This is a genomic window from Coleofasciculus sp. FACHB-712 (genome assembly GCF_014695635.1).
Classification (GTDB): domain Bacteria; phylum Cyanobacteriota; class Cyanobacteriia; order Cyanobacteriales; family FACHB-T130; genus FACHB-T130.
In genome coordinates this window covers 21,142-35,638 of record NZ_JACJOQ010000383.1, presented here as the reverse complement: position 1 = coordinate 35,638, position 14,497 = coordinate 21,142, and the positions used below count along the sequence as shown (strand labels likewise).

Annotated in this window: 9 protein-coding genes and 1 pseudogene; 5 read left to right on the top strand and 5 right to left on the bottom strand. The window is 45.2% G+C overall.

The window, feature by feature from the left end; genetic code table 11:
- Positions 1-465, top strand: a 465-nt coding sequence (locus H6F50_RS10915; RefSeq protein ID WP_277879336.1) for a nitrogenase component 1, incomplete at its 5' end; no start/stop codon positions are given.
- Between the two features lie 68 nt (positions 466-533).
- Positions 534-665, top strand: a pseudogene (locus H6F50_RS27560) (DUF4351 domain-containing protein); the annotation flags it as partial.
- A gap of 233 nt (positions 666-898) precedes the next feature.
- Here the strand turns inward: H6F50_RS27560 and H6F50_RS10905 are convergent.
- Together H6F50_RS10905 and H6F50_RS10900 are read right to left on the bottom strand one after the other, a co-directional pair.
- Entirely contained in the window at positions 899-1,447 is a 549-nt protein-coding gene (locus tag H6F50_RS10905; protein ID WP_199292090.1) for a hypothetical protein, read from the bottom strand.
- Between the two features lie 322 nt (positions 1,448-1,769).
- Positions 1,770-2,717 carry a hypothetical protein gene (locus H6F50_RS10900; RefSeq protein WP_190428708.1) on the bottom strand — a complete coding sequence of 316 codons (948 nt, stop codon included), beginning with the start codon at positions 2,715-2,717 and terminating at the stop codon, positions 1,770-1,772.
- 870 nt (positions 2,718-3,587) lie between these two features.
- Between H6F50_RS10900 and H6F50_RS10895 the strand changes: the two genes are divergently transcribed.
- Complete coding sequence (locus tag H6F50_RS10895) at positions 3,588-4,910, top strand: ATP-binding protein (protein ID WP_190428707.1); 1,323 nt, start codon at positions 3,588-3,590, stop codon at positions 4,908-4,910.
- Between the two features lie 48 nt (positions 4,911-4,958).
- On the opposite strand, the gene H6F50_RS10890 is transcribed toward H6F50_RS10895, so the two are convergent.
- Positions 4,959-5,738: a PRC-barrel domain-containing protein gene (locus H6F50_RS10890; protein ID WP_190428706.1), complete on the bottom strand. Its 780-nt coding sequence runs from the start codon at positions 5,736-5,738 to the stop codon at positions 4,959-4,961.
- Positions 5,739-6,044: 306 nt separating this feature from the next.
- Complete coding sequence (locus tag H6F50_RS10885) at positions 6,045-8,138, bottom strand: AarF/ABC1/UbiB kinase family protein (RefSeq protein ID WP_190428705.1); 2,094 nt, start codon at positions 8,136-8,138, stop codon at positions 6,045-6,047.
- A gap of 279 nt (positions 8,139-8,417) precedes the next feature.
- Between H6F50_RS10885 and recN the strand changes: the two genes are divergently transcribed.
- Together recN and H6F50_RS10875 are read left to right on the top strand one after the other, a co-directional pair.
- Positions 8,418-10,292, top strand: a complete 1,875-nt coding sequence (gene recN / locus H6F50_RS10880; RefSeq protein WP_190428704.1) for a DNA repair protein RecN — start codon at positions 8,418-8,420, stop codon at positions 10,290-10,292.
- A 155-nt stretch (positions 10,293-10,447) separates the two neighbouring features.
- Positions 10,448-13,066, top strand: a complete 2,619-nt coding sequence (locus H6F50_RS10875) for an adenylate/guanylate cyclase domain-containing protein (RefSeq protein ID WP_242028979.1) — start codon at positions 10,448-10,450, stop codon at positions 13,064-13,066.
- A 221-nt stretch (positions 13,067-13,287) separates the two neighbouring features.
- Here the strand turns inward: H6F50_RS10875 and H6F50_RS10870 are convergent, their stop codons facing one another.
- Positions 13,288-13,689 carry a response regulator gene (locus H6F50_RS10870; RefSeq protein WP_190413546.1) on the bottom strand — a complete coding sequence of 134 codons (402 nt, stop codon included), beginning with the start codon at positions 13,687-13,689 and terminating at the stop codon, positions 13,288-13,290.
- Between the last annotated feature and the right edge of the window lie 808 nt (positions 13,690-14,497).

The following is a 14,497-nucleotide window of genomic DNA, read 5'->3' as shown; positions in this document are numbered from 1 at the left end:
ACCGAAGACCACGGTCAAATTGGGGATGCGATCGCTCGTGTGGAACCTTCTGCCATCTTCGGTACCCAAATGGAACGTCACGTCGGTAAGCGTCTAAATATTCCCTGCGGCGTGATTGCAGCACCGATTCACGTTCAGAATTTCCCCATCGGTTACAAGCCATTCTGCGGTTACGAAGGTACGAACCAAATTACAGATTTGATCTACAATTCCTTCACTTTGGGAATGGAAGATCACCTCTTAGAAATCTTCGGCGGACACGACACCAAAGAAGTAATTACTAAGGGGATTTCGGCTGATTCTGACCTCGGTTGGAACAAGGAAGCGCAAGCAGAACTGAACAAAGTTCCCGGTTTTGTGCGCGGTAAAGTGAAGCGCAACACTGAGAAATTTGCACGCGATCGCGGTTTCAACGTCATCACTTTAGAAGTGATGTATGCAGCTAAAGAAGCAGTCGGCGCGTAATTCAGCAGTTAGCCATTAACATTTAGCCGTCAGCCCTAAAAGCTGGCTGCTAGTCTCAAAAATCGGGAGCGATCGCTCCCGATTTTAAATCAACAATAAACAGCTTATCTGCAACCGCTCTCGATGAATTGAGCGAGGCTTTATTAGACTTTTCGGATAAAACAGAGCTAGCGACTTGGCTAGCACAGCATCAAGCATAAACGTTTTGGAGTTTGAGAGCGATCGCGCTTCACTGGGATTAGTTTAGAAGTACTGTACACCGCTAAGGGAGTTGTCAGCGTGTAGATTAGCCCTTAACTGTCAGCGCCTAGTAAAAGAAGTGAGGAATGAAGGGAGGAGTATTCCTAATCTCATACTCCTCACTACTTTTTGTTGAAAAATGGCTGAAGTGCAATCGCAGTTCAGCCATTTTTCTCTAGGGTTCGCTTTGATGTTAGAAAGGAATATCAGGAAACTTGTAACCGTGACGAGCAATTTTCCGGACATCTGCCAGAGGTACAGGCAACCCGATAGTACAGTAGCCTTGATTTTGCACTGTTTTCTTTTCGAGTATCGCCAGATGTTCCAAAACTAACCACCTGAACTTTCCTGGTTCAACGACCAAAATCTCTTGTCTGGGAATTAAAAAAATCCAGAGGTCAGCTTGGGAAGTCAAACCCCAACCGATAATATTGCGATGCTCAACGGATACAATCTCGAAAAATAGGTTTCCAGTTTGCTTGGCTTTTAGATCAGTCTTGTATTCAGCCTTAGCAATAGAACTGTCCGGTCGAGTTAATAAACGGTCAATTCCAGCCTTCTGGTATTCTGGCACCTCTGAAACATCATTAATGCCATAACCAAGAAACTGTAGCCAATGATCTATAGCTAACTCTCCTGCCTTGCCCACTTTGTTTTGAGTGTTGAAGTCGTATCCTGTTGTTTGGGCGAATGGGCGTGAAGGCTGGATAAGTCCAGCCCCATTGTACTGAGTCTGATTCATAATGATTTGCCAACGATTTTACAAAATTGGCTTCCCTTGGTTCGTCAGAACTAGGGGATTTCTCTTAAGGCAAAGCACCCGGTCTGAAATTCCCGTTTGAGTTCTTGAACTATAGGAAAAACCTCGTAATTAAGGCTAAACAAAAATATACGCCAGCAATTAGGGCAGCAGAGAACGCTTATCTGTGTATGGATTGAAGTAAACTGCCGTAGTCTTCGCCCCAGAGAGCATTTCTAATTTTGTAGCAGTGTTTCTACAATTTTTATATGTTAGCCGTTTTGCAAAAGCGATTAACAAAAAAATGTTAGCCACTTCTACTTTGTTAGCCTTTTTGTCTCTGCTCTATTAACTGTTTACGTTTCTTTACAGATAAATTTGTCTTAGTATCATCAACATAACGATCGCCCTTCATAAGCCATGTGGCTACTTTCCGCCCTAGCTCAGTCAGTTTTACATATGTAGTGCGTTTGGGCGGAGGAGTCTCAATAGATGTCCGAGGTGTATTTTTGTGATTATTCCGGATAATTAAGCCGCGATTTTCTAACCTCTTGAGAGAGCGGGAAAAGTCAGCCCGGTCGGATGCTGTCCATTCTTTAGGCTTCTCGCCGCTTTTCTCATAAAACTTTGACGGACACCACCAGAGTCCCCATCTGTATATATCCGAATTATCGAAGTCGTCGTCTTCTAGCTCTTGTTCTAGTTGCATCCAAAACTCCCAAATCATTAAAATGCTTTTTTGTTGGGAACTGAGTTTTTGAGCAGCTTTTCTAAGTTCTGAAATTTCCAAATCTTTGTTTATTTCTTGGATACTCAGTGCAGATTCATCCCTCCTGTGAAAATGCCCTAGTGTGAATTCGGAGTATCGTTTATAAAGCAGTTTTGCTACCCCGCGGCCTAGGGCAGTGAACTTTACCGTTGTGGTACGTTTAGGCGCAGGTGTCTCAACAGACATCCGAGGTTCATGTTTATGGTTGTCCCGAATAATTAAGCCACGTTGTTCTAGCCTAGCGATTGACTTGGATAATGAAGCTCGCCTAGATGGTGTCCATTCTCCTCCAGGTGGCCAACAGAGTTTATTCTTACCTGGTGTCCAGGCAAATCCCCAAGGAAATTCAAGAATTCTTTGAGTAGATTCTTCCTGTGAATTCTCTGCTATCTGCATTAAATTTTCATAAGTCAGCAAAATAAAATTTTGCTGGGGACTAAGTTTTTGAGCAGCTATTTTTACTTCTGGACTTTCTGGATCAATCTTCCACTCATGTGTTTCCAAGGCAGATTTACCTCCATTTTGTCAGCGATGACAGAATTTATTTTCTCCAAGCTCGATATCATCATTGAAAACGTGAGCGCATTACATTGTCACTTTCACTAGCCGCACTCATAGGCTTTTGTATTCGTTTGGAATAAGCGTAGGAGAGGCGCAATCGATACTATGCTCTTAACTCACTAACCTCAAATTTAACATCATTATAAACATCTGATAATAGAATTTTAAATTGGAAAGAAGTTAAACATAGCATCATCTTTTTATTTTTATATTTAAAAAACTATCTTTTAGAAGCTTGGATAAATTTTCAAAATAGTTCCATATTAAAGAAAGAATCATAATTTTAAACATGAATATTTGAAACAAACATAATATCTAGATTTTTATTTTAAACTTCAGGATTTTTATAAATGATTAAATATTAATTAATTTAAAATTGGTAATTGTATTATTATAAGGTTATGAGCAAGCCCAAAATTAGAATTAAAATAGAGAATAAGGATTAAGGCGATTCCTGGGGATTAGTAAGCGCAAATTATTAATCAAAACTTCACGATTCTGTTTTTTGAAAGAAATGCTTAAGAATTCTCAAATTAAGTGCTAAGCAATTATGATTAGTAGAGAGACTTAGCAATGACAGGATATTACGATAGTAATATTCAATTTTATAGTTTGCCGCTTCCTGTAGTTACAAATATTATTCTGGTGGTAAGTAATAGCGCTGTTCCTAAGCTTGCATCTTTTGTGAGAGGATTTGCTTTTATACTAAATTCATAAATCTGTGAGTATGAAGGAAGCGATCGCTCGTGAATTTAGGAAAACTCCTGCAAGCGCATCAACCCTTAAGCTTAATTCTCACAGAACAAGTACGTGATGGAAGAGGAAATTTTTAACCAACAGATTGAGGCGGCACAACAGCGCCTGCACGAGCTGTGGCAGCGTACTAGGGAATCCCCATCCCTTCCGCATCCGCAGGAAACACTGACAATGGAGGCTTTGCAGGAACTCTCCACGGTTTTGGAAGAATTACAGGTGGCTACAGAGGAGTTGCAGCAACGCAACGAACAACTTGCGATCGCCTGCGAGACTGTAAAAGCAGAACGCCAGCGCTACCAAGAGCTATTTGAGTTTGCCCCAGACGGGTACATCGTGACGAATACCTCTGGAATCGTTCAGGAGGCTAACCGCACGGCGGCGTCTTTGCTGAACCGATCCCAGAATTCTCTAATCGGCAAACCGATGGCGATTTTTGTGGCTAAGGAAGATCGCAAAACTTTTAGGGATATATTGACTGAATTGAATCACTTCCCGCAGTTGCACGACTGGGAAGTGCGCTTACAACCCTCAAAAGGTCAGCCGTTCCCAGCTGCACTGAACGTGGCTGCTATACGCGATCGCTGCGGCAATTTAATCGGTTTGCGCTGGCTAGTACGTGACATCACCGAACGCCATAAACAGGCGGAACAAACCCGAAAAGCACTAGAACAAGAAAAAGAACTTAGCAATCTCAAATCTCGCTTCATCAGGGCTGCATCTCATGAATTCCGCACGCCACTGACAATTATCTCTATGTCTGCTGAATTGCTGGAACGCTACAAACACAAATTATCTGACGTACAAAAAGACTCGCATTTCCAGAAAATAAGAGCTGCTAGCAAACAAATGGCTCGGTTGTTAAACGACATCCTTCTTCTGGATAAAACAGAGGCTGGCAAGTTAGAGCTTAATCCCATACCAGTAGATTTAGTAGAGTTTAGCCGCGAGTTGGTGGAAGAATTGCAACTTAGCATAGGCTCCCAACACGCGATTACTTTTATTCATCAAGGGCAGTGTGCTAACGCCTACCTGGATAAAAAGCTGCTGCGACAAATTATTGACCATTTGCTTTCAAATGCAATTAAATATTCTCCTAGAGGTGGCAAAGTTCATTTTGAACTTATCTGTCAGGATCGTGAGGCAATCTTCCAAATTCAGGACGAGGGAATAGGAATCCCAAAAGAGGACCAACGACGCTTGTTTGAGCGATTCCATCGAGGAACGAATGTCGGCACAATCTCTGGTACAGGGCTGGGATTGACAATCGTTAAAGAGTGTGTTGATTTACACGATGGTGCGATCGCTGTCGAAAGTGAAGTTGGCAGCGGCACGACTTTTACTGTTAAGTTGCCGCTCAATCAACTGAGTCAAAACCGATAAGTAAAGATTATTTGATGTGCTTCATCATCGATTTTTTATCCTATTAGCTTAATTAGTGTTTCCAGGTAGCTCTGGAGGCTCGTTTGGTAAAGACTGAGCCGTCGTATCAATTGTTTTTATCGTCTCATTTGTTTGAGAAGTTTCTTGTCGCTGCGTCGCCTCAGAAAACTTGTCTTTAGCAATCCCAGTCACCGTTTCAGTTGTGTCTTTGACTTGCTCAGCAATATTTTGAGCGCTGCGCTTTAGCGCTTCTAAATCATCCTGAGTTTTCTTATAGTCTTCTCTCAGTAACTCTGCGGCTTGACTCATTTTTTGATTAAGTCCCTGGGTGTACTGTTGCGGAGTTTGGACGATGGCATCCGCGACAAGCGCTCGTTTACTACCCGTGCTAGAAATAGCTTCTACCGGGAGCAAATAAACACCATTCAAAACACCGCGCCAACCACTAGAAACAAATAAGTAATTAACAACAGCGCCGGTTTTAGGATTGAAGAGATAGTCTATAATTTTGCCAGCTTTGTTGCCAGCGTCAGTCCACACCTCATGTCCAATTAAAGAAATTTTCTGAATTGGCGTTTCGGGTTCAATAACTTCTGGAGTGTTGTTGACAATAATACTATCGGTGCCAATCGTAGTAATTTGCTCCCACCTAAACACCTGTTTTAGACTACCCAAAAATCCTGACTTGCAGCTAAACCCTACGACTTGGTGAGATTGAGAATTTAGCCACAATTGCTCTACCCGACCGACTTCTTCTGCTGTACTGCGATCGAGTACCAGCCGATTGAGTAAGTCACTTTGTCTAATTATCTGTGGTTGCGCGTTCATGACCAAAATCCTTAGAGATTAATCCAGTTGGCAATATATGCTGCTTTAGATTAACAAGAGTCGGGAAGCGATCGCCTCAAACTTAGCTTTCTTGTAAACGTTTCCCAATCAAAGTGTAAGTTGAGGTTAAGCCCAGAAAACCAACCTAATAAAGCAAAAGTTGGGTTTCGCTGACGCTCCACCCAACCTAAGATCATTCTTAACTAAGATCATTCTCAACTAAACGAGATTGTCACCAGAGCGATCGCTCTTTACGCTCTTCAGTGACCCAGCTAGTTTTCCCATGCCCCAACGGTCTCTACAGCCTTATCTCGCGGCAGCAGGCGGCAACGCTAAGCGTGGTGATGTTGGGGGATAAGTACGTGGCGTGTGACCGTTCTGGGAGGCTTTTGGGGGCGCATCCTGAAGTAAAACGTCCCGAATCAATCGCGCCGCCACTCGCTGCACCAAACCCCCGGCAATTTTTTGACCCATGCGCTGAGTTTCTGGCTTCATCAGCAATTGGGGAATCACGGGTAGCAGTTGCATCGCGTCAAATCCGCTCGTTTCCTGGAGAATATCCCAGATCCGTTTAATATGCTCCAGACTGGCGGGCGTTTCTGCCGACGGCGGTGCTTCATTCACCGTCATCCCCACCCGTTCGCGTAGCGAATACGTGACATTTTGGAAAGTGCGGCGTCCCAGCGAATCGATACCCTTCACAATTTCATCCGTTAGGTGTTCCCGGATAAATGCACCCCGCTCTGAGAACAGAAAATCTAGAGTCTGGTTCAGTACCTGAGTCAGGTCATAATCGTCACTGAAACGGGCATTTTTTAACAGATTTTCCAGACGATTCCAGCGGAAACTGCCGTCTTTGAACAGGAGGTCGCGCAGAGATGCCCGCAATTCCGGGGAAGGGTCTGTCAAGAGGCGCTTGGCAACGTAGGGATACGCTTTACTGAGAACTTTAAAATTGGGATCGACATTAATCGCAATCCCCTCTAACGTGACCAGAGACCGGATAATCAGCGCGTAGTAGGCTGGAACGCGGAAGGGATACTCATACATCAACGCCGACATATCATCGGTGATGCTCTTAAAGTTCATCTCCGCGACACTAGCTCCCAGCGCGTTGCTGAAGACCTTGGAAAGGGCTGGGATAATTGGGGTCAGGTCAGTATCAGGGGTTAAAAACTCTAGATTCACGTAGTCGCGGGCTAAGCCTTCAAAGTCCCGGTTGACCATGTGAACCACGGCTTCAATTAAGCCATACCGCTGATAAGGTTTGACATCGCTCATCATGCCGAAGTCCAGATAAGCAAGTTGACCATCAGTCGTCGCTAACAAGTTACCTGGATGGGGGTCAGCGTGGAAAAAGCCATGTTCTAGCAATTGCCGCAACGAACACTGAACGCCAACCTCGATTAAATGAACGGCATCAATTCCCTGAGCGCGGAGTGCCTCTGGCTGGGTCAATTTGGTGCCGTTAATCCACTCCATTGTCAGGACGCGACGCTGGGTGTATTCCCAGTAAATCTTGGGAATGTAAATATCTTGTAAGTGACCGTATAGAGAGGCAAAGCGCTCGGCGTTGTGACCCTCTTGGGTATAGTCCATCTCTTCATAGATGCGGGTGCCAAATTCATCCATGATGGAGACGAGGTCGCTCCGCACCTGTTTGAGATTTCTCTGCGCCCACCCGGCAAGGGTACGCAGGATGTAAATATCTAGGGCAATGTTTTCTCTTAAGCCCGGCCGCTGCACCTTCACAGCAACGGTTTCGCCAGTCTTGAGCTTGCCTTTGTAGACTTGTCCCAAGGAGGCAGCGGCTACCGGGGTCGGGGAGAGTTCGGCGTAAATTTGTTCAGGGCGATCGCCTAATTCTTCCTCAATAAACCGATAAGCTAATTCATTGGGAAAAGGTGGCAGTTGGTCTTGCAGGTGACTTAGTTCGTCTAAATAAGTCGTCGGAACTAAGTCTGGTCGGGTCGAGAGCGCTTGCCCCACCTTAATATAGGCGGGTCCCAGTCTCGTGATGATTGTCCGCAATCGAATTGCCCGTTTCCGCTCGTTCTTGGGAACGCTACCTGTTTGCTTGTCCCACCACAAACTCAGTCCAAAGCGGAGTATCGGCATCAGAATATTGAACAATCGCCCCCAAACTTGGAATGGACGCCTCCGGTAGTAATCGGTAATGGCGACGGGGTCGTAGCGCAGTTCTTCTGCTTGGATATAGGCGGTTTGGGCATCTACGGCTGCTGGATATTGCTCTCCTGTCGGCGTCAGCTCATACTCCACCACGACCGCCTCTCCTGGCGCGGCGGACGCTGTCTGGGCAGGTTTCATCACACCTGTTGTAGAAATGCGATCGCTTGCGTCTGTCCGATGTGACATAGGGGAGACTCTTTTAACATTCATAAGCTTGGGAACCGACTCAGAGCAACTCTGTTAAGTATTGTAACAATAAGTAGGGGAAGCGCCAGGACAAGGTATTCCGGCTCTAGCTGGGGACAATGCCAGTTCGGTCAATTTCCCGCTACTCTGAAAAAGTTTCGGGACTTAAAACTAAACACTAAACTAAGTTTGGTAGCCCAGTACCTTTTTTAAATAACTCGCACAGCATCAAATGCTTCGCACTTGCCATTGTTCATTGGGTTGCCACTGCCTGCCCTCTTCCCTCAAGGTGAATTTTGCTCCATGCTCCTGTCCCTACGGATTGAAAACTTTGCCTTGATTGACCATCTGGAGCTTGAATTTGGCTCTGGATTGAATGTCCTGACCGGCGAAACCGGCGCGGGAAAGTCGATTATTCTGGATGCGATTGACGCCGCCTTGGGCGGAAAAGTCAGCAAATGGTCGATTCGCACGGGTAGCGATCGCGCTTTGGTGGAAGCCACCTTCAAGGTTGACCGAGTTGTGACCGAGTGGCTCTCCGAACAAGAGATCGAGCTGCTGGATGATACAGCCGTGGTTTGTTGTCGGGAGATAGCCTGTCTGCAAGGAAGCCTCCGCAGCCGCTCTCGCGTCAATGGCGTTCTGGTCAATCGCCAATTAATGGATCGCCTGCGCGATCGCTTAGTAGAAATTACTGCCCAAGGTCAAACCGTGCAACTCGTGGCACCCGCGCTTCAGCGAGAGTTACTGGATGTCTATGGCGGCGAGGCGGTGCTACAGCAACGCTCAGTCGTTCAAGCTGCCTATCTCGACTGCCAACAAGCACGAGATCGCTTAGACAAACGCCGTCAGTCCGAGCAGCAACGCTTGCAACGGCTCGATTTACTACAGTATCAAGCCCAAGAATTAACTGCCGCTAATTTAAGCGAACCGGATGAGCCAGAACAGCTTGAACAAGAACGCCAGCGCTTAAGTCATGTGGTGGAGTTACAACAGCTGAGTTATCAGGTTTATCAAGCTCTTTATCAAAATGATGCGGGGGAGTCAGCGGGTGCAGACTTATTAGGTCAAGCTGAAGCCACGCTGATTGATATGGTGACGTATGATGCCACGCTGCAACCCGTTCTGGATATGGTGAGTACGGCTCTGGCGCAAGTGGTAGAAGCCGGACAGCAAATTAATGCTTACGGTGCTTCTTTAGAAGCCGATCCCCAGCGACTGGCGGAAGTAGAAGAGCGCATCCGCACCCTGAAGCAGATTTGCCGCAAGTATGGCCCGACGTTAGGGGAAGCGATCGCTTACAGTCAGAGCATCCAAGCTGAACTCGCTCTCCTCACCGATAGCGGTCACTCCCTCGAAGAACTGGAAAAAATCTATTCTCGATGTCATGAAACTTTGACATCCACGGCTGACCAGTTGACCGCTTTGCGCGGCGTTGCTGCCAACGAACTAGAAAGCAGGCTCGTGGCAGAACTCAAGCCTTTAGCGATGGAAAAGGTGCAGTTTCAAGTCAAAATTACCCCTTGTCCCCCAACCGCAACAGGTGCCGACGCGATCGCCTTTTATTTTAGTCCCAACCCAGGCGAACCCCTGCAACCGCTGTCTGCCACTGCCTCTGGGGGGGAAATGAGCCGCTTCCTGCTGGCGCTGAAAGCTTGTTTCTCGCAACTGGAAGCCGCCGGAACCCTAATTTTTGACGAAATCGATGTCGGGGTGTCCGGACGGGTTGCCCAAGCGATCGCTGAGAAACTCCACCAACTTTCTCAGGGACATCAAGTTCTTTGCGTTACTCACCAGCCCCTCGTCGCCGCAATGGCTGACCGCCATTTCCGCGTCGATAAACACGTCGTTGAAGGAAGCCAGAAGCCAGATCCCTCCAAGAAGGCTGGCAAAAAGAGCGAAGTCTCGACAACCAACGCCGAAGCAATTCATCCAACCCTCCCCTTAGAGAGAGCAATTCAAGGACTCCGGGAAGAAGACCCGACATCTTACATCCTTCAGGCTTCCGAACGCACGGTTGTCCGCGTCAGCGTGCTTGACAATCACCAGACGCGCCGCCAAGAATTAGCAACACTAGCTGGGGGACATTCTGCCAAAGATGCGATCGCTTTTGCAGAGTCCTTGCTAGCTCAAGCCGCAGTCAAACATAATGGACGCAAGACCAATAACAACAAATAAATAACCTGCCCTCTATCCAACCCCAAAACAAAGAGTAAACTGTTGAGTAAGTAGTATGGCATTTGCTCACTAGGCACAAAAAGTTTGGCTGTTAAATTTGTAGGATAATTCCACCGCCTCGTACCTCGCTCAAATTCAGGCATCTGAAAAAATCTATGACACCTTCATCTACCAAAATGCATGGTTGGAACGATACAGACAGGGTGATTGATGTTGTTCCCCACGATGAAAATCAAACAGGAAATCAAATTCCCCAAACCCCTACAAATATTCCTACTGGTACGGGTGGTGCATTAGCCACAAAAGAAGGAAGTTTTACGGCACTTCTTGCCCCACTGAATAAGGAAACTTTCAAAGAAGTCGTCACAGGTGTCGAAGAAAAACTTCAGGTAGTCAATCAAACCCTGTCGATGTTGACTGATAGTCAGGGGTTTGATGCCATTCTTCAAGAAATGTTGAATGCCATTACCTTAAAAACCGGAGAATTACTCGGCGCAGATCGCACAACCATCTATTTACTGGATGAAGAAAAGAACCAACTCTGGTCAATTCTTGCTGAAGGCGCAGAGGGGCGACCTTTAGAGTTGCGGATTCCGGCAGATAAAGGCATTGCCGGTGAGGTAGCAACCCATAAAAAAAGTATTAATATTCCCTTTGATTTTTACGAAGATCCGCGCTCTGCGTTCGCCAAAAAGAAAGACCAAGAAAATGGCTATCGCACCTATACGATGTTGACTTTACCTCTGGTAAACGAAGAGGGAAATTTAGTCGCTGTCGTTCAATTAATTAATAAATTAAATTTACCAAATCAGCCAGGAAAGCCGTTAGGGGAAAGAATCGATCTCAATGGTTTTACTTCAAAAGATGAAAGAATTTTTGCAGAATTTGCGCCTTCCATTCGCCTGATTCTAGAAAGTTCCCGCTCTTTTTACATGGCAACGCAGAGACAGCGGGCTTCTGATGCCTTGATGAAGGCGACTCGATCCTTAAGCCAAAGCAATCTCGACTTAGAAGATACCCTGAACCGGGTGATGCATGAAGCCCAGGAGCTGATGAATGCAGATCGTAGCACCCTGTGGCTGTTAGATAGCGATCGCCATGACTTGTGGACAAGAATCCCTCTTTCCGACGGTTCCATGCGAGAACTGCGAGTGCCAGTCGGAAAAGGTTATGTCGGGAAAGTTGCTGAATCCGGCAAACCCCTGAATATCTCCTTTGACCTCTATGCCGATCCAGATTCTGAAGTGTCTAAACAAGTCGATCAGGCAAATGGCTATCGTACTTGTAGCTTATTATGTATGCCAATCTTTAACGCTGACAAAGCGTTGATTGGTGTCACCCAACTTGTAAATAAGAAAAAACAGGGAGAATTTCCCCCTTATAATCCGGAAACTTGGCCCGAACCTCCCGAATGCTGGAAGGCAAGCTTTAATCAAAGTGATGAAGCTTTCATGGAAGCATTTAATATTCAAGCCGGTGTAGCGCTGCAAAATGCCAAATTGTTTGCTACGGTCAAACAGCAAGAACAAATGCAGCGTGACATTCTCCGCAGCCTTTCTAATGGAGTTCTCTCTACTGATAAATCCGGTCAGATCATTGCAGCGAATGAAAGCGCTAAGCGACTCTTAGGATTTAAAAATGAAGACCATATAGAAGGTAGAAAAATTGCCGATCTAATCCGCATCAAAGAAGGTGACTTTTCTAAATGGTTTAAAGCTGCGATAGACGCCGCTGAAGAAAAAAGCCGCCAGCAATACTACCCCGATCAAACTCTGCTCTCTACAGAAGAAGAACAACATAGCGTTCACCTGTCAATTAACTCCATTGCAGATGCCAGCGACAATAACAACGTCTACGGTGCCTTGGTGGTGATGGATGACATCTCTCAGGAGAAACGGCTCAAGAGTACGATGTACCGCTATATGACTCAAGAATTGGCAGAACAGTTAATCAATAGCGGTGATGCCAAACTAGGGGGCGATAAAAAAGAAGTTTCCATCTTGTTCTCAGATATTCGCAGCTACACCACCTTAACTGAAAGTATGAATGCAGAAGACGTGGTGCAGATGCTCAATGAATATTTTGAGTCGATGGTAGACGCTGTTTTTACACACAAAGGCACCCTCGATAAATATATTGGCGATGCCATTATGGCAGTCTTTGGTTCTCCCTTACCCTTGCCGGATCATGCCTGGATGTCGGTACAAACAGCCGTCGAAATGCGTCATCGTTTGACAGAATTTAATGCCTGTCGCCAAGACATCGGATTCCCAACGTTTAAGATTGGGATTGGGATTAATTCCGGTACGGTAATTAGCGGTAATATTGGCTCCAGTAAGCGCATGGAGTTCACCGCAATTGGTGACGAAGTGAATTTGGGATCTCGCTTAGAAGGTGCTAGCAAACAATATGGTTGCGATATTGTGATTAGCGAAAGCACTTATCAGCCTTGCAAGAATCTGATTTGGGCAAGAGAACTTGATTGTATTCGAGTCAAAGGTAAGACTACGCCAGTGAATATCTATGAACTGGTGGGACTGCGGGAAGAGAAAATCTCAGATCAAAAGCAAATGACGATCGAGCTTTACCATAAAGGACGCGAGTATTACCTAAATCGCAAGTTTACTCGCGCAATGGGTGAGTTTGGTACCATTCTGGAAGAAATTGACAAAAACGACAAAGCGGCTGCTTTGCACCTGAAACGCTGTCAGTTGTTTCTCCAAGAACCGCCTCCTGATAACTGGGATGGAGTTTTCACGCTGACGGAAAAGTAGGAATGGCTAATGGCTAATCTCAAACCTCTATTTTTGCGATTAGCTATCAGCAAAATAACCCAGGATTAGGATAACTGTAACCGTCTTAAATGATTCTTGAAGGCGAGATCCCCGACTTCGAGAGAGAAGTTGGGGATGTGAACCAATGGCATCGTGTTGGTAACTAATTTTAACCAACAAGTATTCGCTACGCTAACACTTCTAGTTTGAGGGAGTGGAAATTAAATTTCAGTTGAACAATTTGAATTAATAAAACTGCCAACAATCTGGCGCAGTTGCTCAGCCTCAAAGGGTTTTGTCAAATATTCAGTTGCACCCGCCAGACGCCCCTGTACTTTATCAAAAACTCCGTCTCGGGCTGTCAGCATGATGATGGGTAGCTCGCTAAATTGCGGTAAACTCCGGACTGTGCGGCAGAGTTCTAAGCCGTCTACCCCTGGCATGGAAACATCCAGTAATAAAATTGAAATCTGCTGGTGGTAAATCACCGATAAGGCATCTACTGCATTATCTGCCACCAAAACTTTGTAGTCTCTTTCTAGGGCACGTTTGATCAGCGTCTGCATGACGCTACTATCATCCACTGCTAGGATAGTCGGTATATCACTCAAAGTTGAAGACATCTTCTTTACCCAATTTTTAGTATACAAAAACCTACAATCATTGAATTCGGTTCAAAGGCGATTAAAAAGCCCAATCCAAATTATTCTAACGTCAGCCCCAGTAGGTAAGAGAGCATCGCTTTCCTTTGTCAGAATACATCTATCCTGTCCAGCTATTCTTAATTTAAGGCTTTTCTAGTTTCGTTGAGTTTTTTAGGACTCCTTATTAATAAATGTTTGTTCAATGTATGTCTATCTCAAAATGCTTTACAAAAATTTAATTTTATTAAAATAAACATTCTACTATATGCACTATAGCTTGAGGATTATTGCTCAGTGAGTAGAAGAATTACGGGAATACAGTTAAATAATTGTAACAAGAAAACAAACTGAAGCTGCATTTGTTTTGTAAAGATAAAAATACTAAAAGAGCGGATGGGGTGTTTGTTAATCAAAAAATATCAGTCTGTGATAGAAATATATCCTTGACGGGAATCCTAGATAGAGAAGGTTCTGCCAAGTTGCTCTAGAAAGGCTTCGTTAGCAGGCTGCAAGCAGAAGCGCGATCGCATTTCTGCTTGCAGCCAAAAACCTAGCTTTCCCTAAAGACGGATGGTGGCTTGGCAATTGCGGTGAAGAGGGTATTGCCTACCTAAACTTTACACTGTTGTTTCTTTTAGTCTGTGGCTGGCATCAACTAACCTAACTTGAGCGATGCAGTATCAAAGATTAAGTTCAGTAACTAAATAAGGGAACATCTACATCATATAACTTTCAATAAAGCTTCTCATAGAGGCAAAGGGAAAGTAAGTCTTAAAGAGTGCCTTCA